21 protein-coding genes are annotated in these 20,082 nt (G+C 48.7%); 8 read left to right on the top strand and 13 right to left on the bottom strand.

Annotated features, from left to right (window positions below):
- Positions 1-62: 62 nt before the first annotated feature.
- On the top strand, positions 63-974 hold the full coding sequence (locus AC1RRX_RS14160; protein ID WP_007408556.1) for a trypsin-like serine peptidase: 912 nt from the start codon (positions 63-65) through the stop codon (positions 972-974).
- Complete coding sequence (locus AC1RRX_RS14155; protein WP_007408555.1) at positions 937-1,326, top strand: DUF2606 family protein; 390 nt, start codon at positions 937-939, stop codon at positions 1,324-1,326. The genes AC1RRX_RS14160 and AC1RRX_RS14155 overlap by 38 nt, the downstream gene beginning before the upstream one ends.
- A 39-nt stretch (positions 1,327-1,365) precedes the next feature.
- Here the strand turns inward: AC1RRX_RS14155 and AC1RRX_RS14150 are convergent, their stop codons facing one another.
- From AC1RRX_RS14150 to recX, 3 genes are all read right to left on the bottom strand, one after another.
- Positions 1,366-2,559, bottom strand: a complete 1,194-nt coding sequence (locus tag AC1RRX_RS14150; protein ID WP_076982912.1) for an MFS transporter — start codon at positions 2,557-2,559, stop codon at positions 1,366-1,368.
- A gap of 144 nt (positions 2,560-2,703) precedes the next feature.
- Complete coding sequence (locus tag AC1RRX_RS14145) at positions 2,704-3,018, bottom strand: YfhH family protein (RefSeq protein ID WP_007408553.1); 315 nt, start codon at positions 3,016-3,018, stop codon at positions 2,704-2,706.
- Between the two features lie 6 nt (positions 3,019-3,024).
- Positions 3,025-3,816 carry a recombination regulator RecX gene (gene recX / locus AC1RRX_RS14140; protein ID WP_094032655.1) on the bottom strand — a complete coding sequence of 264 codons (792 nt, stop codon included), beginning with the start codon at positions 3,814-3,816 and terminating at the stop codon, positions 3,025-3,027.
- Between the two features lie 91 nt (positions 3,817-3,907).
- Between recX and AC1RRX_RS14135 the strand changes: the two genes are divergently transcribed.
- The 3 genes from AC1RRX_RS14135 (at position 3,908) to AC1RRX_RS14125 (ending at position 5,237) form a co-directional block, all read left to right on the top strand.
- Complete coding sequence (locus tag AC1RRX_RS14135; protein ID WP_094032654.1) at positions 3,908-4,807, top strand: TIGR01777 family oxidoreductase; 900 nt, start codon at positions 3,908-3,910, stop codon at positions 4,805-4,807.
- Positions 4,808-4,864: 57 nt separating this feature from the next.
- On the top strand, positions 4,865-4,975 hold the full coding sequence (locus tag AC1RRX_RS14130; RefSeq protein WP_003155504.1) for a YfhE family protein: 111 nt from the start codon (positions 4,865-4,867) through the stop codon (positions 4,973-4,975).
- Positions 4,976-5,045: 70 nt separating this feature from the next.
- Positions 5,046-5,237: a YfhD family protein gene (locus tag AC1RRX_RS14125; RefSeq protein WP_003155508.1), complete on the top strand. Its 192-nt coding sequence runs from the start codon at positions 5,046-5,048 to the stop codon at positions 5,235-5,237.
- A 39-nt stretch (positions 5,238-5,276) separates the two neighbouring features.
- Here AC1RRX_RS14125 and AC1RRX_RS14120 read toward each other — a convergent pair whose 3' ends face one another.
- From AC1RRX_RS14120 to mprF, 3 genes are all read right to left on the bottom strand, one after another.
- A complete protein-coding gene (locus AC1RRX_RS14120; RefSeq protein WP_007408549.1) occupies positions 5,277-5,861 on the bottom strand; it encodes a nitroreductase family protein in 585 nt (194 codons plus the stop codon).
- A gap of 76 nt (positions 5,862-5,937) precedes the next feature.
- A complete protein-coding gene (locus tag AC1RRX_RS14115; RefSeq protein ID WP_094032653.1) occupies positions 5,938-6,822 on the bottom strand; it encodes a PhzF family phenazine biosynthesis isomerase in 885 nt (294 codons plus the stop codon).
- A gap of 94 nt (positions 6,823-6,916) precedes the next feature.
- The gene (gene mprF, locus AC1RRX_RS14110) at positions 6,917-9,487 is read right to left on the bottom strand and encodes a bifunctional lysylphosphatidylglycerol flippase/synthetase MprF (protein WP_094032652.1); all 2,571 of its coding nucleotides are present in this window, start codon (positions 9,485-9,487) and stop codon (positions 6,917-6,919) included.
- Positions 9,488-9,655: 168 nt separating this feature from the next.
- On the opposite strand from mprF, the gene AC1RRX_RS14105 reads away from it, so the two are divergent.
- A complete protein-coding gene (locus AC1RRX_RS14105) occupies positions 9,656-10,138 on the top strand; it encodes a MarR family transcriptional regulator (RefSeq protein WP_012117110.1) in 483 nt (160 codons plus the stop codon).
- A gap of 108 nt (positions 10,139-10,246) precedes the next feature.
- The gene (locus AC1RRX_RS14100; RefSeq protein ID WP_144464539.1) at positions 10,247-11,839 is read left to right on the top strand and encodes an MFS transporter; all 1,593 of its coding nucleotides are present in this window, start codon (positions 10,247-10,249) and stop codon (positions 11,837-11,839) included.
- Here the strand turns inward: AC1RRX_RS14100 and bstA are convergent.
- From bstA to AC1RRX_RS14075, 5 genes are all read right to left on the bottom strand, one after another.
- Positions 11,799-12,341, bottom strand: a complete 543-nt coding sequence (gene bstA / locus AC1RRX_RS14095; RefSeq protein ID WP_144464541.1) for a bacillithiol transferase BstA — start codon at positions 12,339-12,341, stop codon at positions 11,799-11,801. The two genes, AC1RRX_RS14100 and bstA, sit on opposite strands and share 41 nt — an antisense overlap.
- 25 nt (positions 12,342-12,366) lie before the next feature.
- Positions 12,367-12,639 (bottom strand): ribonuclease inhibitor Barstar, encoded by a 273-nt coding sequence (locus tag AC1RRX_RS14090; protein WP_033575012.1) that lies wholly within the window; start codon positions 12,637-12,639, stop codon positions 12,367-12,369.
- A gap of 22 nt (positions 12,640-12,661) precedes the next feature.
- Positions 12,662-15,073, bottom strand: a complete 2,412-nt coding sequence (locus AC1RRX_RS14085) for a PEP/pyruvate-binding domain-containing protein (protein ID WP_144464543.1) — start codon at positions 15,071-15,073, stop codon at positions 12,662-12,664.
- 320 nt (positions 15,074-15,393) lie between these two features.
- A complete protein-coding gene (locus AC1RRX_RS14080) occupies positions 15,394-16,482 on the bottom strand; it encodes an acyltransferase family protein (RefSeq protein ID WP_144464545.1) in 1,089 nt (362 codons plus the stop codon).
- Positions 16,473-17,075: an NAD(P)H-dependent oxidoreductase gene (locus tag AC1RRX_RS14075; protein ID WP_144464547.1), complete on the bottom strand. Its 603-nt coding sequence runs from the start codon at positions 17,073-17,075 to the stop codon at positions 16,473-16,475. The genes AC1RRX_RS14080 and AC1RRX_RS14075 overlap by 10 nt, the downstream gene beginning before the upstream one ends.
- 231 nt (positions 17,076-17,306) lie before the next feature.
- On the opposite strand from AC1RRX_RS14075, the gene AC1RRX_RS14070 reads away from it, so the two are divergent.
- On the top strand, positions 17,307-17,858 hold the full coding sequence (locus tag AC1RRX_RS14070; protein WP_012117104.1) for a PadR family transcriptional regulator: 552 nt from the start codon (positions 17,307-17,309) through the stop codon (positions 17,856-17,858).
- 37 nt (positions 17,859-17,895) lie between these two features.
- On the opposite strand, the gene cyoE is transcribed toward AC1RRX_RS14070, so the two are convergent.
- Both cyoE and catE read right to left on the bottom strand, forming a co-directional pair.
- The gene (cyoE, locus tag AC1RRX_RS14065; RefSeq protein ID WP_144464549.1) at positions 17,896-18,843 is read right to left on the bottom strand and encodes a heme o synthase; all 948 of its coding nucleotides are present in this window, start codon (positions 18,841-18,843) and stop codon (positions 17,896-17,898) included.
- Positions 18,844-19,208: 365 nt separating this feature from the next.
- The gene (gene catE / locus AC1RRX_RS14060; protein WP_144464553.1) at positions 19,209-20,066 is read right to left on the bottom strand and encodes a catechol 2,3-dioxygenase; all 858 of its coding nucleotides are present in this window, start codon (positions 20,064-20,066) and stop codon (positions 19,209-19,211) included.
- Positions 20,067-20,082 lie beyond the last annotated feature (16 nt).

Genomic DNA, 20,082 nt, shown 5'->3' with positions numbered 1-20,082 from the left:
TTCCATAATATGTTAAATGTTAAAACGAAAACCGGTAGACAAAAAAGGAGGGGTTTTATAAAATGAAGACAGTTTCACAACGATTGCTGAGCCTTACCGCATTCTTACTGTCAGTTTCATTATTTGCTGTTTCAGCTGAAGCAGCGGGCAGCCCGCAGACATCTGTATCAAACAGCGGTGAGGAGTTTGACGCAAATCAGAATCAGCCTGTACAAACAACACAGACATCCCCCGCTTATGAAGGAACGGGCCTCACCAAAAGACAGCTTGCACAAAACAGCAAAGCTGACATCAAGTCATTAAAGCCTTCCAGTATTATTGGGACAGACGAACGAATCAGAATTTCTCCTACAACATCATTTCCATATCGAGCGACAGCACAGCTGACCGTTACATACAGCGGCAGCACAAGCACCTACGGATGCACCGGTTTTTTTGTCAATGCCGACACGATCGTTACGGCGGGACATTGCGTGTATGACCAGAAAAACGGCTGGGCATCTAAAATTACGGCAGCTCCGGGCCGCAACGGATCATCGTACCCGTACGGCTCTTATTCAGGCAAGACATTCTACAGTGTCAAAGGGTGGACAGAAAACGGTGACACAAACTACGACTACGGGGCAATCAAAGTAAACGGGTCGCCCGGGAATACTGTCGGCTGGTACGGCTACCGGACGACCAACAGTTCCAGTCCGGCCGGGCTTTCCTCAACCGTGACAGGATATCCGTGCGACAAAGTGTCCGGTTCCATGTGGTCGGACAGCAAGCCGATTCGTTCTGCCGAGACATATAAACTCACTTATACGACAGATACGTACGGCTGCCAGAGCGGATCGCCCGTTTACCGCAATTACAGCGACACCGGCCAGACCGCCATTGCGATTCATACAAACGGCGGGTCGTCTTACAATCTGGGAACAAGGGTGACAAACAGTGTATTCGACAACATTCAATATTGGTCAAATCAATAAAGCTTTTGTTTTCTTTCTCGCGGCGGCCGTTTTATGCGGATGCGGCAAAGCGAATGATTCCGCCGCCAAAAAAGCATTGCCCGTTACGCTCCATGTTGAGGATGCAGACGGTTCACCGGCGGCCGGTGTGACGGTCACCGTGATGAAAGCGGCGGAGTCAGATCATCAGCCGAATATAGACCGCGGAGAGATAATAGGCAAGACTGATCACCACGGCGAGATTGCATGGAAAAGCGGCGCGAAAGGAACCTATGCCGTCGTTTTTGAAAAAGACGGAGTACCGGAAACCCGGAATATGTCCTTAGCTGAGAGTGATAAACATACGGTGATCAGCATTACATTGAAGCACTGAAAAAAGCTTGCAGGCGGAATATCCCCTGCAAGCTTTTTGTTACCCTTTATGCACTTGGTAATCATAAACATCTTTCTTCTCAGACAGATGAGCGAACGTGGAAAGCACAAGGCCGAGAGCCGTCATCAGCGCACCGCCGGCAAACAGCCATGAGTAAGATCCCGTTCCCCCGAGAATCAATCCGCCGATCCAGGCGCCGAGCGCGTTTGCCAGGTTAAAGGCGGAAACGCTCACCGCAGCGGCGATTGTCGTGCCGTTTTCAGAGGAAGAAATAACCTTGGTCTGCAAAAGCGGCGGCGTGCCGAACGCACATGCGCCGAATAAAAATGTCGCTGAAACCGCGGCGGCTGGAAAAACGGCGATATAAGGAAAAATCGCCAAGACGCCGATCAAGCCGATCATCACACCGATCATCGTGCGTGTCAGCAGTTTGAGCGGCACTTTCCCCGCGAAGAAATTCCCCGCCACTCCGCCGAGACCGTAGGCAAATAATGCGCCTGTGATGCCGACTGTGCCGAACCCCGCTGAATCTCTTAAAATCGGCTCAATAAACGTGTAAGCGATAAATACGCCTGAGTAGCCGAGAATGGTGATCGCAAAGGAAAAAATCACTTGCTTATGCTTAAAGACACTCCATTCATTCATCAGCATCGGAATCACTTTCGGTTTCCGGTTCGGTACGACCAGCATCAGTCCGATCAGCCCGATCATGCCTAAAACGGAAATAATGAAAAAGACGGCCCGCCAGTTAAGGGCATCTCCTAAATAAGAGCCGAACGGGACACCGAGCATCAGCGCCACGGTTAATCCGCCGTTCATGGAAGCGGCGGCGGCGGAACGTTTTTCAGGCGGCACCATTTCACTCGCAAACACCATGGCGATCGCAAAAAAAGCTCCGTGGATGGATGCGGATAAAATTCTGGAAATCGCCAGCACGGCGAAGTTTGGCGCAAAGACGCTCATCAGGTTGGCAAGGACGAAGATGCCCATCAATCCTAGCAGCACCGGCTTTCTCGGCAGCTTAACCGCGATAATGGTTACGATCGGGCCCGTCAGGCAGACGCTTGCCGCGTACGCCGTAACAAGCATGCCCGCTGAAGATACATGTATATGAAAGTCATCGGCAATCGACGTCAGAATACCCATGACAGCATATTCCGTATACCCGATGGAAAATGTGCAAATCATTAAAACAAAAATCATTAATTTCACAGATGGCTGTTTCATTTTGATATTCAACGCAAATCGCCTCCTTTTTATTTAAAAAACAACGAATTCCATCTTAAAAGATATCAAAAATGAATTCAATCATTTTTTACTGAAAGTATGAAACGAATGTGCCCGAAAAGAAAAAGAGGCCGGAACCGGCCTCTTTTGTTATTTTTTTTCTTTTAAAACGGAAATCGGCAGTGCTTCTTCCCCGTCAGACGGGGAAGATCTGTGTCCCCAGGCGAATACGCCGTTGATGTAATCAATGCGGAAAGTGTCATCAGAACCTTCTATCTGATACACCCCGCCGGGCCGAAAGTCTTCCGGGTTCAGCATGTAAGCTTTGGCCATCGTAATTTTCCGTTCAAGCACGGCCAGTTCATTTACAATGCCCATCTGTTCCGCTTTTCGCGCTTTTTCCGTCAGTCCCGCAATTTCTGTCTGTAGTTCATGAGGCGTCATTTGACTGTATCGTTTGTCCATTTCAGTTTACTCCTCTTCCTGCAAAAATTGATCAATATCGTCAATCGAGAATCCTTTTCTGAATAAGTACTGTTTAACCTTCATTCCGCTTTCATAGCTGCCGTCATAGCGGTATTTCCTGATCGCTTTTTCCGCATGAGCCTTCAGAGCTTCCATCTCGGCTTCATCATCATTTTCATACTCCGTCTGCTCCAGAGCGGCATTGATGACGTCGAAAGGGAAACCTTTTCGCTGAAGCTGCATCTGCGCCCGCTGTCTGATCTCTTTTGTGGACAGCTTTTTGTCTTTTTTGAGGATTTTGCCGATATGTTTCAGCGCTTCTTGTATCTGCTCATCAAATGTAAACGCACTGAGCGTCTCCTTGATGGTATCGTCGTCTATTCCTTTCGCTTTCAGCTCGCGGAACAGGACGTCAGGGCCTTTGCCGTTTGTTTTTTTGTGGGTGCTCGCATAGGCTTCGGCAAATTCTTTGTCATTTAAGTAGCGGTAATCGTACAGTTTATGGATGACTTCAGAAATGACGATGTCCGGTGTTTCTTTTTTCTTCAGATGATCCCGGACTTCTTTTTCAGAGCGCATCCGGTATGATAAAAATTCTACGGCGCGGTTAAAGGCTTTTTTCACGTCATCGCCGTACTGGATTTCAAGAATGTCAAGCTCGTCCAGTTCTTTCCCTTTTTTCAGGTCAAAACGCACAAGCACGTCGGCGTCGACGCTGAATGCATATTTCTCATCAAGAAAGATGTTGAAGCGCTCGGTATTTTTCTTTTGGGTCGATATTTTTGTAATAAACGGCATCCCGGTCTCCTTTCCCGCCCCGATGTTCAGGCGTTTTTCTTTTTGGCAAATGAGGTACAGTATATGTATCAACGTGTAAGGAGAGATGGATATGAATATCGCGATGACAGGCGGCACTGGTTTTCTGGGCCGGCATCTGACAGGTGTGTTTACCCGCCGGGGACATCATGTCTATATTTTATCAAGAAAACAGAGAGAAACCGAACAAAAAAATGTGACATATGTTCAATGGCTGGCCGAAAACGCGGCGCCTGAGCGCGAGCTTCCCCCTATTGATGTATGGGTGAACCTCGCCGGCAAATCCATCTTTGACCGCTGGACGGACACAACGAAGGAACAAATCATCTCAAGCCGGGTAGAAGCGACGAGAGAAGTCAGACGGATTATGAAGCAGCAGCCGAAAAAACCCCGGGCTTTAATTCAGGCAAGCGCCGTCGGCATTTACGGCACAAGTACAGAGAAAACGTTCACCGAACAGTCCGATACGTCAAATGAAGACTTTCTCAGTCATACGGCTCATATATGGGAACGTGAAGGCCAGAAAATTGAAGCGCTCGGCATCCGGACGGTATATGCCAGATTCGGGGTGATGCTCGGTGAAAAAGGCGCCCTGCCGCTCATGGTTCTCCCTTATAAGCTGTTAGCCGGCGGCACCATCGGCTCTGGACGGCAGTGGCTGTCATGGGTTCATGTCGATGATGCCGCGGAACTTATCGCTTATGCGGCGGAGCATGATGACTTGTCCGGTCCCATGAATGTAACATCGCCGAACCCCGTGGAAATGAAGCAATTTGGAAAAACGATCGCAGGCGTCCTGCACCGCCCCCATTGGATTCCCGTACCGGAACTTTTTCTGGAGAAGGCCTTGGGAGAAATGAGCCTGCTGATCGTAAAAGGCCAGCGCGCCCTGCCTAAGCAGGCGCTGACATCCGGTTTTCAATTTACGTATGAAGAACTTGATTTGGCTTTAAAGGATCTCTTATCTGCATAAAAACGGAAATAAAAGCCAATCCTATTGGTATTCTGTTTTGAAGGAGGGTCTTCTTTTATGGAAAAGAAGCGCGAAAAACATCAGCAGGGAGCCAATCTGAAAAAAATGCAGGAAGTCCTTTATTCCGGTGAATTCAAAAAAGCGGAAAGAGCAGCCAAACGGAAATAAACTGAATAAAGATCGGGATTGGACAGATACTATGTTTGTTTGATATCACTTTTTTCAGGGGGCGATTGATATGGGCAGAAATCATACTCACAAAAACCGTGATAAAAACAAACAAAAACTTCCTCAAGTTCCGGATGCTTTGAAACGCGAAACAGACGGCACATATGAGGAATATTCAAGCGAGCTTGCTGATTCCGCTGACCGTGAAGCGCAGGCGCGGATGAAAGCCGCTGACAACAGAGCTAAAAGCAAAACCCGCTAATACGAAATCCCCGCCTCTGTATAGAGACGGGGATTTTTTTTACAGTTCGGTAAACAGGCTTTTTGCCGGCGTCCGTTCTTTCGCCTTAGGCTGTTCATCAGGATAGCCCGTTTGAATGATGGCGGCAAAGCGCTCATTGTCAGCAAGGCCGAAGTCTTGGTGCACCTGTTTGTCATACATAATGCGGCCGCTTTTCCAGACCATGCCGATGCCGTTTTCATGTGCGAGAAGCTGAAGGTTTTGAATCATGCCGCTCAGCGCCGCGAAATCATCGTTTCTCGTAAATTCATTTTCATCTTCTTTTAAGACGACCAGCAAAAATCCCGGAACGGCGCTGAGGTTTTTTCTCATGTTCCGCTCTTTTTCCTCGTTGAAATCATCTTTTATCTTTTTGAAAAATGAGACGTAGCTGTCCGCAAGCTTTGCTTTTCCCGCTTCGCTTGCTGCGTAGATAAAACGCCATGGCTCCGTCAGTCTGTGGTTCGGTGCGTAAACGGCCGTTTCAAGCATATCTAATATGACTTCAGAAGGTACGGTTTCCGGTTTAAACGACCGGATGGATCTTCTGTTTCTGATTGTATGTGCAAGACTTTCGTTTTGCTGTAATTGTTCGGTTTTCGGCATGCCGATTCACCTTCCTATCCAAATGAAAATGATTATCATTTATAATATAACGGATACGACCGGCTTTTGTAAACCGTTACGGAAGCTGAAAATTGATTGTTTCGGCATACACGGCCGTTCCCGTCATCTTGATGTTCATCTCTCCGTTTTCCTCCGTGATCCTGATTTCCACTTTTCCGTCTTTCCCGATTTCCTGGCCTTGTTCAATCGTGAGGCATTCGGCTTCGGAGCCTCCGTATTGCCGCATATAGGCTGCCATGACGCCTGAAGCGGTTCCCGTGACGGGATCTTCGGTCGTTCCGGAGAAAGGGGAAGAAAAATGGCGTCCGTGCAGATCACTTTCCGGATGAACGGTTTCGAGAGAAAACGGATGAACGCTCGCTTTCGGAAGATCGCGCAAAATAGCGGGGAATTGTGCGTTGTCCGGCACCATATTCCGTGATGCTTTAAGTGATCTCAGCGGAACAATCAGTGTCCAGATCCCCGTTGATCCGTAGACAATCGGCAGCCCGCTGTGAAAATCCTCAGCCGTAATCCCGAGCGAGGCCGCAAGCTTTTCTTTGTCGCCCGTAAACGGCAGAAATTGCGGGGGAGCCTGATCGAGTGTGATGTATACCCGGCCGTTTCGTTCAGCGGCTTTTGCGGGAAGAATGCCGGCTTTTGTTTCAATTTGATATGTCTGATCAGCCTGAAGCCTTCCCTTTTCAATTAATGCGTAAAGAGAGGCGACGGTAGCATGTCCGCATAAATTCATTTCGTGGCCGGGTGTAAAATAGCGGATGCGCAGATCGGCTTCTCCGCTTTTACAGAGAAATGAGGTTTCGTTGTACCCTGCCATTTCGGCGATCATCTGCATCTCTTCATCTGAATAATCATCTCCGTTAAAGACGATTCCCGCGGGATTTCCCAAATCCGGAATATCGGAAAACGCTTCATATTTAAACACGGTTGCCTGTTTCATTCATCAGCCTTCCTTTCACCTTATAATCATGTTATTCAGTATAACAGAGCGAAATTAGAATTTTTAGTCAATTATTCAAAAAAAAAGACGCCTTTTAACGGCGTCTTTTTTTGGTTTTTCCGATCAGGCGGGTGACGAGGATCATCGTGACGGACAGCGATCTGTTTTTGCGGTACGCCAAGTATTTCCCGCGCCACTCCGGTTTGTATTTTTCTTTAAAGGCCCGCAGCCCGCTGAAGCTGTACATATACCGGACGTTGTTGAAGATGACGGCCGCGATTCTTTCCGACCAGAAAGATGTAAAAGCCGTACCTACGTTTGACAAAGGCGCCATGCCCATATTGAAGGTAGTATAGCCTTTTTCCTGCGCCCAGAGAAACAGCCGGATGAAAAGCGCGTCCATAATACCGTTCGGCGCGCTTTTCCGATAACGCATCAAGTCGACGGATATCTCGCCTTCCTGATACATCGGCATCAGGTTGGCAAAAGCGATGATCTCCCCTTCCGCGTCTTTCACGTAAGCAATCGGCGCCTGTTCCAAATAATCCCGGTCGAAGAAACCGAGGGAAAAGCCTTTCTCTTTTTTCGGTCCGAGCCATTCGTCCGAAATGTCTTTCAGCTTGGCGATAAACTCGGAGGAAAACGGCGGTTCCCCGACATGAAATGTGTAGCCTTCGCGGTCAAATTTGTTGTTAATCGCCCGCAGCCCCGCTTTTTTCTTACCTGAGAGCGTAAAGGCCTCCATATCCACGAACGCTTCTTCTCCAAGCTTGAAGAAGTTATAGCCGAAGTCATGGTACAGCGCCAGATCTTCACGTTCGATCTGATAAAACATGACACTCAGCCCCTGCTTATGCGCTTCATTCAGAAATTCCTCAATCACAAGCGGAAAAGAGTCTCTCTGTCCTGACGGATCACCGAGCACGACAAGCCTTCTGGAAATCTGGCTGAACAATAAAAGCGCTTTGCCGTCGCTTGAGAAATAAAACCGCTTATCCCCGAGAAAGCCGAGATGGCTGAGCGCATTTCCGCCTTCTTCCGCCAAAAAGGACTTCAGCCGTTCAGGATCGGCCTCTTCTCCGATCGGCTTCGATCTTTTATGATAAAAGAACGTAAACAAAAGGAAAAACAGCGGCACAACAATAATGGCCGTCATCGTGGCATATGTAATGTGCGAATTGTTATGGACGAAATAGTCGTGACGCAAGAGCCGATTCATTTTATCCCAAATAAAGCCGGCAATGAGATTGTAGTTAAACAAGGCGATAATAAACAGAGCGGCCGCAAAAATCATCTGGCCGAGCGTATACGAAGCCTGCTCTCTGATAAACTGCCGCTTTAACAGCACAAGCAATACGATGACGACAGGCAGAATAAAGATCGCGCTGATGTTCAATCCTTTTAAGAAACTGAACACAAAACCGCCGACCAGCGCGGCAACCGCCATTGAATAAGAACGTTTCGTCCGTTTGTATAATTCAATCGGCAGGATTAAAAGAATCAAAGCCGCGCTTAACGATAACGCGTTAAACGCAAGGAGCGCCGGGCGCGGAATATGCGGGATGACCGTCTCCCTGTCAATCGGCAGGGCGACGGACGCCAGCACGACGACTCCCGCCATGAAAACCAAAAGCGACAGCGATCCGTAAAGCACCCTGATTAAGATAGCGCGCTGGAATACGAGAAGCACGTTCGTCGTTTCCACGGCGGGCGCCATCTTCGGATTTGATTCCAGCCGTTTAAGCGTATTTTCCGTTAAATCGCCAGCCGCAAAGAACAGCCCGAACACAAACGGAATAAATGAATACACAATCCGGTAGATGACGATGGATGTCACAACCGCCTCCTGCGGAAAGCCCATATTCTGCATGCCGAGCAGAAACAGAAGGTCAAACGAACCGAATCCTCCCGGCACAAGACTGATGATTCCCCCGATAGCGGCAATGGCAAATACACCGAATACATGGCGGACATCCGCGTGAATTCCCATGACATACAAGGAATAATACATGACGACAGCCGCCGCAAACCATTCAGCAAACGATGCCCCGATGTAAGAAAAAACCGGATGCCTCGGTTTTGCTTCACCGTCTTCTGCGCCAGCTTTTTTATTGTTGATCCCAGCGGCGATTAAGGCTGCCGGCACAATAAGCGCCACTCCGGCGATAACAGCCCACAGCCACGGTTTCTCACCTGTAATCTCTCCAACCGGCAGAACCCGGGCGATGGTCAACATACTGAAGACGGACAGCCCGAGCAGCGCTGAGGACGTAAGCCAGGCGATGCCTGCGACAAGGCGTTTTACGTCATTCGTATGCTCTTTGTAAAGCATCGTCCGCAGCCCGACGCCCGCCAGACCGCCGAATCCAAGGACATTGTTAAAGGAATTGGCGATAAAAGAGACCCTGAATACTTTCCAATTCGGAATGTTGAGGCGAAGCGTCCGTTTCAGCACAAAGTCATAAAAGGACATTGCGCTGACGGCAAGAAGGCCGAGCAGAACGAGAATAAATAAATCGTAACGCTCAATCCCGTTAATAATGTACAGCGTTCGTTTAAAAGAAAGGTCTGTCAATTCCTTTTTGGACTGATAAATGACTAAAAGCAAAACTGCAATAGGAAATAATACTTTTAATATCGATAAGGCATTCTTTTTAGTCAGCAATGTTCTCTCCAATCATCATAAAATAGCTTATTTATTATAATTCCCCCAATAATCTCCAACATATTATACACTACCACCTCACATTCAAACAAAACTCGTCTGCAACTTTCTTTCTCTGATTAAAATCAGTAATATGATATGCAGGAGTATAAATGAGGAAGTGAGACGATGGATTATAATCTGCATGATACAACAGTATTAAGCGGCGATATTTTTTCTCCTGAGGAACGGGATATTTGGGTGCTGTACATGAAAGTGATGACATCGGCGGGGCTCGGCGATGTATCGGAGTGGATGAAGCTTGATATGAGCATGCCGCAAATGAAAGTGCTGATGCTTCTGAACAACCACGGGACGCTTAAGGTGAGTGACATAGCGGAGAAAATGGGCGCTTCCCTTTCAAATACGACGGGGCTGCTTGACCGTTTAGAAAAATCATGTTTCATTACACGCGCTCCGTCAGAAGAAGACCGCCGTTCAGTCGTCGTTCAATTAACGGAAAACGCGAAAGATATTTTCCGCAGCCTTTATCAAAAAGGACATGTAAAATTGAAGCGTTCATTGGAAACGCTGACCGCTGAAGAAAAACAAACGGTCAATCAAGGGCTTGCCATTTTGGCAAGAGCGCTTGATTCTTCCAAACAGGGATAGAGGTGAAAAAGGCCTGCCGGTATCGGCGGCCTTTTTTTGTTTGACATTTAATTCACTTGAAGTGAATAATATATTCGAAGTGAATTAAAAACAGGAGGATTGATCAGTATGCCGGAGCCATTGCAAACAGAAAAAAACCAGAGCCGGGCCATCACTCTCTTTACGATCGGTGTGTTCATGGCGGCGCTGGACAACGGAATTATTTCCGCTGCTCTGACGACGATGAACAGCTCTTTTGATGTTTCTCCTTCATGGGGATCGTGGGGAGTGACCCTTTACACATTGGGACTCAGTGTCAGTGTGCCGATTGTCGGCAAGCTGTCGGACCGATACGGGCGGAAAAAGCTGTTTATGATGGAAGTCGGGCTGTTCGGACTCGGCTCTTTGCTTGTCGCACTCAGTCAGAGCTTCCCGATGTTTTTGGCGGCACGGCTCATTCAGGCGCTTGGCGGCGGCGGAATTTTTATTATCGGGAGTTCGCATGTGCTGGCCGTGCTTCCGAAGGAGAAACAGGGGAAAGCTCTCGGGCTTTTAGGGGCGATGAACGGTATGGCGGCCGTCCTCGGACCGAATATCGGGAGCTTTTTGCTTGATGTAACCGGATCGTGGCATTGGCTGTTCTTGATTAATCTGCCGATTGCCGCCGCTTTGGTTGTGTGCGGCGGTTTGTTTATCGCTGAAACGAAAGAGCCTGAGGCGAAACGGCTTGACCTCGCCGGCACAATGCTGCTGTCTCTTGCGATCTTATCTTGCATGATCGGTATCACGAATCTCGATGGGGCGAAGCTGTCAGAAAGCATAATGAACGTAAAGGTGTACGGTTATCTTTTGGGAGCTGCACTTCTCTTTCTGGTGCTGCTTAAGGTCGAAAAGCGGGTTGAAAACCGAGGGGGCGATCCGATTCTCGCCTACTCGCTGCTGCAAAATAAAGTGTTTCAATGGACGCTCGTCATCGGATTTTTATCGGGAGGGCTGCTCGCTGCGGTCATTTTTATTCCTTCTTATGCGGAGCAATATTTGCACGTATCGGCGGAGAAAGCGGGTTATTGGATGACGCCGCTCGCGTTGGCGTCAGGAATCGGAGCGTGGCTCGGCGGGGCGATCACGGATAAAAAAGGTCCGGTCTTTTCCGCGGTTGTATCAGGCGCCATCGCATTTGCAGGCTTCATCCTGTTTCCGTTATGGGTGACGGATAAATGGGAATTTGTCACAGCGAGTGTCATTGCGGGGATCGGTTTCGGATTTCTGCTCGGGGCTCCGCTGAATGTGCTTGTATCAGAAACGGCGGGCCAAAACAAAGGAACAGCGCTCGGCACGCTGTCACTCGTAAGGCAGGTCGGGCTGACCCTCGCTCCGGCTTTATATGCCGGCTTCATTACAGCGGGCTTTGACCGGATCGGAGATGACATCAAAAACCGTTTAGCGAAAAGCGGCATTCCCGCTGGTCAGGCGCAAACGCCGGATATCGGCGGCGGACTTTCTTCGTTGCAGGAGCAGGTAAGCCGAATCCCCGTTCCCGCTGTCAAAAAAGCGGTTTCTGATGCGATTGAAGCGGGCATTGCCAGCGGCTACCACCATCTTTATACGGCAGCCGCCGTCATTTCATTATGCACGATTGTATCTGCGGCTGTTTTGGCGTTTTTCCGAAAGCCGGCATCCTCTAAGACAGATGCCAGCCCATCCGCCGGGAAAGCTCAGTAATATGGGCGATGTGATGTTCAGAGTGCCAGACATATAGTCCTAGCGCTTGTTCCAGCGTAATCGTCTCTTTAGATACAGGATGGAAGTATGTCCGTTTGAATTGGGCTTCCGTCATGGAGCGCAAAAGAGCGGCCCATCTTCTGTGCAGGATCGCTAACAGCTCAAGCGCATCCCCGCAAGCGGCGGTTTTGGAATCATGAAGATCGGCCCAGCCTTTTTCATCATAAGGACGGATTTCCGGTTCATTCTCCGTTAAGCTCAATTTAAACCGGGTATAGCCGTTCATGTGGCTGTCCGCCAGATGGTGAACCACTTGGCGGACAGTCCATCCCCCTTCGCGGTACGGCGTATCAAGCTGACTGTCCGACATCGCTCTGACAGCTTGTTTCAGTTTGGCCGGAGCGTGTTCCAGCGCATTGATCCATTCTTGTTTCTGTCCGGCCGAAATCGATTCAGCCGGCTGATATTCTCCAATCGGATAGCTGAGAGTTTGTTTTTCCATTTTTGTCTCTCTCCCGTTGCTCGTATTATGAAAGTATAATGGTGATGTCACAGCCTTCCGCTTTCGCTTCACGAAAGACCTGAAGCACACTCTCGGCTCCATTTTTTGTAAGCTGCTTACTTTGCTCAAACTGTCTCCATTCTAAAACGAGGGGGTATTCCACCCAGCCGGTCAGACAATCCCATAAAGCGTCAAGGTTTTCACCGTAGTATTCAGGAAGGGCAAGTTCCTTTTTCAATGTCTGGTGCAGGTCGCTCATACTTCTGATTTGCTCCCCGTTAATAACTGCTTTATTCATACGCGGCTCCTTTCCCATGTTTTTATTCTATCAGTTTACCATTTTCCTCTTCAGAAGTGACCGGAGTCTGCCGCGGTTCCAGCTGGACAATGCCTTGCCCGCCGTCAACGGCCACCCTGTCCCCCGTTTTCAGTTTTGACGTTGCATTTCCGCACCCGACAACGGCAGGAATCCCCAGTTCCCGGGCAACGATCGCCGCGTGGGACAAAGGGGCGCCGACGTCCGTTATGATAGCGGCCGCTCTTGGAAAAAGCGGGGTCCAGCCTACATTGGTTGTCGACGTCACTAAAATTTCCCCCGACGCAAAAGAATCCCCGTCTTCCGGGACATCAAGGACACGGACAATGCCCTCCACTCTCCCGGCCGCTCCCGCGAAACCTTTTAAAGTGTGCGCATCATCAGTTTCCGCAGGCATAAAAGCATCGTAATAATCCGCTCTTCTGTCAGGATCCTCAGCCCATTTAAACGGATTGAATCTTCCGTTAATAACGGATGGGAACGGCGGCAGTTTTTTATAGGTTTCATAGTTTTGCTTTCTCGCTTGAATCGACGCAACCGCCGGCTCTTTCCCCGCGAGCAGATCGGTTATTTCATGCAGATACAAGAAGAAAATATCGTCCTTCATGCCGGTCATTTCCGCCGCTCTGAGCGCGAATGCTCTGGCTGTCCGGTACACCCTGACAAATTCGGATCTGGTTGTTTCTCTCATATTCGCGTATCCTGACGCTTTTTCCATTTTGGCTTTGAGCCATTTGACCTTATGAGGAAACTTTTCTTCAAATCTTCGGAAGGCCTGTTCATGCGCCCGCTGCTGTTTCAAAAGCAGTTGTTCGGCATCAATACCCGACTCCTTGTGTTCTTTGATCTGCTTCGTCAGCCAATCCCGGTTTTCTCCCGGATGAGGTATGGAAAGTTCGTATTCATGCGGGCCTCGGTGGCCTTGGTTCCTGAGATATTCTTCCTCGCTCATACGGCCTTTCATGACTTGATCAATGCCGATAATCGGCTCCAGGCTTGCCAGTCCGCCTTTTCCCCTTAGATTGGACAGCAGGAGATTCGCATCTTCTATCCCTGCGAGTTTTGTTAATTGAGAGGTTAACGACGAAGAGGATTGCGCAGAATCACGCCCGCCGGATATTAACGCAAACCACGCGTTGCATAAATACGGATAGACCTCATCATTCCATATCGCTAATAATGCCTGCTCCGTTTCGGCACGTTTCAGCTTTTCCTCAATATTCCGGCACCAGTCGGGCGATTCGTCCAAGTAGGAGGCCATGTTTTTTTTCGCTTGCTTCATTTTCGACAGATACGGTTTCAGTTTTTTCGGGATGATCTTCAAAAGTTCATACTTTGAGAACGGATATAAAGGTATCTTCATTTCCGCCGGGATTTCTCCCAATGTATCGCTCATCATTTTTCCTATTTTTCCGCCTTTCGGATTCAGACCGAAAGCGGCGAGCACGGAAAGAGGCTGGCTCATATTGTTATAGGCTCTTCCGCAAATATTGCCGGACCAGACATAATAACCCGGAATGATGCCCGACTCTTCATCCAGATTCCGGAGGAGCGACCATGTCAGCGGCGTCATCACATCGGGAATCGCTTCTCCTATATTTGTGTTTGTCCATAAAAAATCACCGCTGAAAGAATCATTCCATTCATAGGTTTCCAGATTTCCGGCCTGTAAGGTCGTAATCGGGCGGGATTGAAGAATATACAATGTCCCGCCCGCGGCGGCCCATTCAATATCCTGCGGCCCTCCAAGATCTTTTTCCAGCTTTTTCGCCAGTTTATAGAGCTTTGACGCATATTTGCGAAATTCCCCGGGGCCGTCATATTTTTTCTTAGGCCGTGCCAGTTTAAAAGAATAGGCATCGGCTTCCCCGGAAACGAGCTGCTCCCCGAGACCGTAGACGTAATTGCCTGTCATCTCCCGCCTGCTCCCCGTAATCGGATCTGCGGTAAACAGCACTCCGGATATCTCAGACGGTATCATCAGCTGGATGACGATTGCGATTTCATGCTCATCTTCCATTCCCTGAACGGCGCTGTACGCTTTTACCCTTTCTGACTGTGCCGATCGGCGGACTTCATCAATCGCCCTGGACATGTCTTGATCTGTTTTGACATTCAACACCGTATCGAATTCTCCGGCAAAGGAAGCCTGAGCTGAATCCTCGCTCAGCGCGGATGAGCGTACGGCAAACAACGCAGATGCATGGCGGCTGCGGATGGAATTCACATATTGATCAATAGCCTCTCTCGCCTGATGGCGCAGCTGTCCGTCCTGAAAGGCAGGCGGCAAAATCACAAACCCTTCAGGCACAGGATACCCGCTTTGATACATTTTAGAGAGAATGCTCCCTTTTCCTCCCGCAAAGGAATAAAGTTCGGCCGGAAGTTCTCCGAATGTTTTGACACAGTCATTCATAATGTCCCCGCTCCTTTTTAGTCGTTCATCCAAGCTCACAGTTTTTCTCTTTTTCACTTTTTTTGAAAGTATTTCCTATAAGTATACAATATATCGGTCTTCACAAGGGAGAAAATCGATGGCGTTATGTTGTCATAAATGCATCCGTCAAAACGGCCGCAGCGGGGTCTTCAGCCTTACAGTGAAAGCGCTATTAAAATTAGAGATAGGCTGCCCGATACTGCTTGCCTGGCATTCGCTTCCGGCTTGCCGCGGGGGGTTTCGTTTGCAGGTTATGTCAACTTCCGTATCAAAAAGGCGGCCGAAACGCCGCCTTTTTTTCAGACTGTGCGGCCTTGATGCGCCGCCGTATTTCTTTTGGTCTGCTTCGGCTGATACACTTTCCCGACAAACAGGTATCCGTATCTGAAATGGTTGCACACCCAAGATAAGAAAATGGGACCGAGCGTGCAGATCAAAAATAAAAGAAGGATGGCAGCCGGCAAAGGCATTGATCGCAAATAGCCTTCCAGAAGATATCCGCTGATTAAAAAGTAGGAGTGCAGCAGATAGATTGAAAACGAATAGTTGCTGATCATCATCACAATCGCGGGCACTTTTTTGAGCTTTGAAAACAGATGAAAACACAGAAAGATCATACTGACCGCGTACATCATAATATCCGGACGCTTAGAGGAAATGGAGCCGCCGCTGATATATGAAACGGCCACAATCAATATTGCCGATACGGCCGCACTGAAGTAAACCGCATAACGGTACTGATTGATGAGCGATAAAAAACGCGGATATTCCTTTCCGCAATAAAATGCCAGACAGAAATAAAACACCCAGCCCGGAAACGGAACCCAAAAGAACGGAAAAATAGAATCAAGCCCCGATGATGCCGGCGGATGAAAGATGGAAAAGTAAGCCAGATAGACGGCGTTGATGATAAACGAAACAGACAGCACCCACACGGGAGATGTGTTGTTCAGCCAGCGGTGCAGCAGCATATGGAGAATGTAAAATTGAAAGATCACAAGAATGAAGTAGCCGATGAAGTTTCCTAAAAACACATTTTCTAAAAATTTACCGATCACTGAAACGAATCCGGCTCCTTCTTCCGCCACGCTTTTCATTAAAATGGCATCCACCGCGGCAATAAACAGAAACGGCACGAAAATGACTTTGCCCCTTTTCTTTAAAAAACCCGCGGGAACGCCTCCCGGGTATGACCTGGCAAGCAGAAATTCCGAAATAAAGATAAACGCCGGCGTGCTGAACATCAACAGGGTCCGAAAAGCATCAACCGTATGGGCGGCACTTGCTAGGGACTCTTCCTGAATCATCAGCACCATTGAAACAACGTGAAGCAGAACGACACTTAAACAGGACAGGCAGCGAATTACGAAAATTTCTTTTATCTGCATGCGGCCGCTCCTTTTTCACAAGCGCGCCGGACTTTAGCGTATGCTTGGCGCAGCCATTTTTCCCGCAGCTTGGGTGTGCTCGTTTTGACGACAGAAAAAAGGTTCCGCTCGGCTTTTTGAATGCCGCAAAATTGCAGAATGCCTTTTTTCAGCGTAATCCAGTCCGAGTTTTTCCGGAACCACTTTAAGTACCAGCCCGGGGAATCCGCCGTATAAAAGACCTGTGCCGTCTCTGCCCGGAGCAGTCCTTTTACGCGGCCGTTTTCATATGTGTAGGCTTCTCCGGAGACAAGCACTCTGTCAAAAAAGCCTTTCATAATCGCCGGAACGCCTCCCCACCACAGCGGGTAGATGAAAATGAGATGATCCGCTTCTCTCATCAGTTTCCGGTATTTCTTCGTTTCAGCGTCCCGGTTCATGTCAGAGCGCTTTTTTTCGCCGCCGTACTTCAGCACGGGATCAAATTGGTCGGCGTATAAGTCAATGACCGTATAGCTTTGGCCGCTGTCCTTTAAAGCCATGACGACGTATTTTACGAGAGCCGCATTGAAACTGTTCTCATCCGGGTTTGCATACACAATCACCGTCTTCATATGTCCCTCCTATTATTTCTTAATTTTTACAATGATTATATCATGATGTCATATGAATGAGGCAAAGACACGAGAAAGGCTTTTTCCGTTCTGCTGCCGTTTCGATAACCTCTTTCTGCATATTTTTGCTGATTTTGCCGCCGCGGATTCAATGACAAGCATCCGGCACTTCTGCGTTTTTGAGCGGCCGTATGGTATACTAGCTGTCAAATGAATGGCTTGGAGGACAACATGAGAATTTTAAAGTACGCGATTTTAGGGCTTTTGCGAAAAGGCGAATTGAGCGGATATGATATATCGAGCTATTTTAAGGAAGAGCTCGGCCAGTTTTGGAGCGCAAAGCACAGCCAGATTTATCCGGAATTAAAAAAACTGACGGCTGAGGGATTTATTACGTTTCGCACTGCGATTCAAGGAACAAAGCTTGAGAAAAAAATGTACACGCTGACTGACAAAGGAGAGCTGGAGCTTGCTGCCTGGCTGACGAAAAAAGACCCGATTCCGGAAACGGTGAAGGATGAATTTATGCTGAAGGCTTATTTCATCTCAGCGTTGACACAGGAAGAAGCGGATGAGCTATTCACCGACCAGCTCGTAAAGCGGAAGGAGAAATTGTCCGATCTGGAAAACAGTTATCAAGAACTGATGACATCGTCCGCGGAGGCGGATTCATTTTCTTCTCCTGATTTCGGCCATTATCTCGTACTGACAAAAGCGCTTGAGCGGGAACGGAATTATATTTCCTGGCTTGAAGATATTTTGGCTCTCATCAAAAAAGCATAAACAAAACGGGGCGGCTCTGTATCTGCAAGCCGCCTGTTTACGTTCTGAGAACCGCATTGATAAATGAATCAGCCATTAAAATAAGAAAAAGCAGACTGAAATACACAATCGAATAAAAAAACATCCCCTTCGACCATTGCGTGTCATCCGCCGCCTGAAAGCCTTTGACGCTCCGGTACAGCCAGATGGCTCCGAGCAGGAGAGCGGACGCGGTATAAAACGGGCTGACGTCTATATAAAGAGGAACGAGCAGCGAAACCGCAGTCAGAACGGCAATATAGCGCAGCATTTTTATTTTTGTGGCGCGATTGCCTTTTATGATCGGCAAAAGCGGAATGCCGGCGGCACGATACTCTTCCTTTCGCCTGATTCCGATCGCCCAGAAATGCGGCGGCTGCCACAAAAACATAATCGCGTATAACAAAATCGCGGGCATATCAATGTACCCGGTGAGCGCGCAATAACCGATTAAAGGCGGAGCCGCCCCGGGAAAGCTGCCGACAAATGTGCTCCAGACGGATTGTCTTTTAAACCAAAGCGTATAAACGACGGCATACAGCAAAAAGGCAAGCAGGCCAAGAACGGCGGTCAGTACATTAAGTGAAGCAAGCATGATGAATCCGCAGGCGCCGAGACATGTGCCGTACAGGATCATGGCCGGCGGCGGTATTTTTCCCGTGACGCTTGCGCGGGTGCGGGTTCGTGCCATCTTTGCGTCCATGCCGCGGTCAAAGAAGTTATTAAAAACAGTGCTTGATGCCATGACCAACGCCGTTCCGATCATGGCAACCGCCATGGCGGCAAATATACCGGGCCCTCCGCCCGTCCTTTCTGACTGAATCCATGCGATCCAAAATCCGCCCAATGCGGCGAGTGAATTTGAGATGATAATCCCCGGTTTGGCAAGAATGATAAAGTCCTTGACCGTCATCCGGTTTCCGTTATGCTTCATCGGCTGTTCCGTCTGTGCTGCATTTGAGTTCATTTGTTCAGGTTCTCCTTTTTCGGCTTATCATATCAGGAAGAATCAGGAAGCACAATTTATTTTGGACATTTTTCACACAATTGTAAATTGTATATGAAAAGCCGCATCTTGTGACCGGATGCGGCTTTTGCCTTTTTCTATTCAAATTCTGCCCATACAGCTTTTTCAATCCGGCGGATGCCCTGAGCTCGGGCCGGCGATGGCGGCTCCACGCGTCATTTTTGCGCATCACTGAGATGTTCGCTCTCTTCAGTCACTCAAAAGCCGTGTGTATATTGCAAATCGACGTTCTTCTTTCCCGAGCCTTTTCAAGAAAACTTCAGAAAAATAAAAAACCTTGCCGGTTAGACGGCAAGGTTTGTTTCTTACAGTGTAAATGCGATATCCGCCCCTGATACAGGGTCTTTGACGAATACGCCCTCTTCTTTTTCTTCGATCTCAAAGCCGGCATCGGTCAGCGCTTTTGTCACACGTGACAGCTCTTTTTGATGCGGCAGCGCGATGGTGTAATAATCCAGCCCGCTTGCATTTCCCGGTTTCGGCGGCGCATGTTTTCCGGCCCATATATTCAGACCGATGTGATGGTGATACCCTCCCGCTGAAACAAACAGAGCGGACATGCCCGCGTAATTGCCGACAATATCAAAACCGAGAATATCGGTGTAAAACGCTTTGGCTTCCTGTAAGTCCGTCACATGAAGATGGATGTGGCCGATAACAGTTCCTTCTGGGAGACGGCTTTTCCGTTCAGCTCCGGCTTCTTCCAAAAGCCCGTCCACATCGACGGGCGCCGTTTGCATGACATAATTGCCCTCTGCATCCCGGCGCCACGTGCTGCGGGGACGATCGGCGTATATTTCAATACCGTTGCCGTCCGGATCAGACAGGTAAAGAGCCTCACTGACCGCGTGATCCCCCTGACCGAGCGCGATGCCGTTTTCAATCAGCCTGGCCACTGCGATGCCGAGTTCTTTCCGGTCAGGCAGAAGTATCGCGAAATGGTAAAGGCCGGTGACAGACCGCTCCGGCAGAACGACGGCGCTTGGATTTTCTTCAAGCACCAGCAGGACGCGTTTTCCGTCTGCTGACAGTCTTGCAGAACGATCTGTCTGCGAGATGACTTGAAGGCCGATGACATTCCGGTAAAAGCCGAGCGAGCGTTCCATATTTTTAATGGTCAATTTGACATAACCGATTGCCGTATCTTGATGAATGCCGGTCATTTGAACGCCTTCTTTC

This window comes from Bacillus sp. GW821-FHT11D08 (assembly GCF_058808515.1).
Note: the sequence above shows the minus strand (reverse complement) of the source record. Positions and strands in the feature narration are given on the sequence as shown.

Coding starts and splice junctions, on each gene's coding strand:
- AC1RRX_RS14160 (WP_007408556.1), top strand. CDS start 63: ATGAAGACAGTTTCACAACGATTGCTGAGCCTTACCGCATTCTTACTG.
- AC1RRX_RS14145 (WP_007408553.1), bottom strand. CDS start 3,018: ATGGACAAACGATACAGTCAAATGACGCCTCATGAACTACAGACAGAA.
- recX (WP_094032655.1), bottom strand. CDS start 3,816: ATGCCGTTTATTACAAAAATATCGACCCAAAAGAAAAATACCGAGCGC.
- AC1RRX_RS14135 (WP_094032654.1), top strand. CDS start 3,908: ATGAATATCGCGATGACAGGCGGCACTGGTTTTCTGGGCCGGCATCTG.
- AC1RRX_RS14130 (WP_003155504.1), top strand. CDS start 4,865: ATGGAAAAGAAGCGCGAAAAACATCAGCAGGGAGCCAATCTGAAAAAA.
- AC1RRX_RS14125 (WP_003155508.1), top strand. CDS start 5,046: ATGGGCAGAAATCATACTCACAAAAACCGTGATAAAAACAAACAAAAA.
- AC1RRX_RS14120 (WP_007408549.1), bottom strand. CDS start 5,861: ATGCCGAAAACCGAACAATTACAGCAAAACGAAAGTCTTGCACATACA.
- AC1RRX_RS14115 (WP_094032653.1), bottom strand. CDS start 6,822: ATGAAACAGGCAACCGTGTTTAAATATGAAGCGTTTTCCGATATTCCG.
- AC1RRX_RS14105 (WP_012117110.1), top strand. CDS start 9,656: ATGGATTATAATCTGCATGATACAACAGTATTAAGCGGCGATATTTTT.
- AC1RRX_RS14100 (WP_144464539.1), top strand. CDS start 10,247: ATGCCGGAGCCATTGCAAACAGAAAAAAACCAGAGCCGGGCCATCACT.
- bstA (WP_144464541.1), bottom strand. CDS start 12,341: ATGGAAAAACAAACTCTCAGCTATCCGATTGGAGAATATCAGCCGGCT.
- AC1RRX_RS14090 (WP_033575012.1), bottom strand. CDS start 12,639: ATGAATAAAGCAGTTATTAACGGGGAGCAAATCAGAAGTATGAGCGAC.
- AC1RRX_RS14085 (WP_144464543.1), bottom strand. CDS start 15,073: ATGAATGACTGTGTCAAAACATTCGGAGAACTTCCGGCCGAACTTTAT.
- AC1RRX_RS14080 (WP_144464545.1), bottom strand. CDS start 16,482: ATGCAGATAAAAGAAATTTTCGTAATTCGCTGCCTGTCCTGTTTAAGT.
- AC1RRX_RS14075 (WP_144464547.1), bottom strand. CDS start 17,075: ATGAAGACGGTGATTGTGTATGCAAACCCGGATGAGAACAGTTTCAAT.
- AC1RRX_RS14070 (WP_012117104.1), top strand. CDS start 17,307: ATGAGAATTTTAAAGTACGCGATTTTAGGGCTTTTGCGAAAAGGCGAA.
- cyoE (WP_144464549.1), bottom strand. CDS start 18,843: ATGAACTCAAATGCAGCACAGACGGAACAGCCGATGAAGCATAACGGA.
- catE (WP_144464553.1), bottom strand. CDS start 20,066: ATGACCGGCATTCATCAAGATACGGCAATCGGTTATGTCAAATTGACC.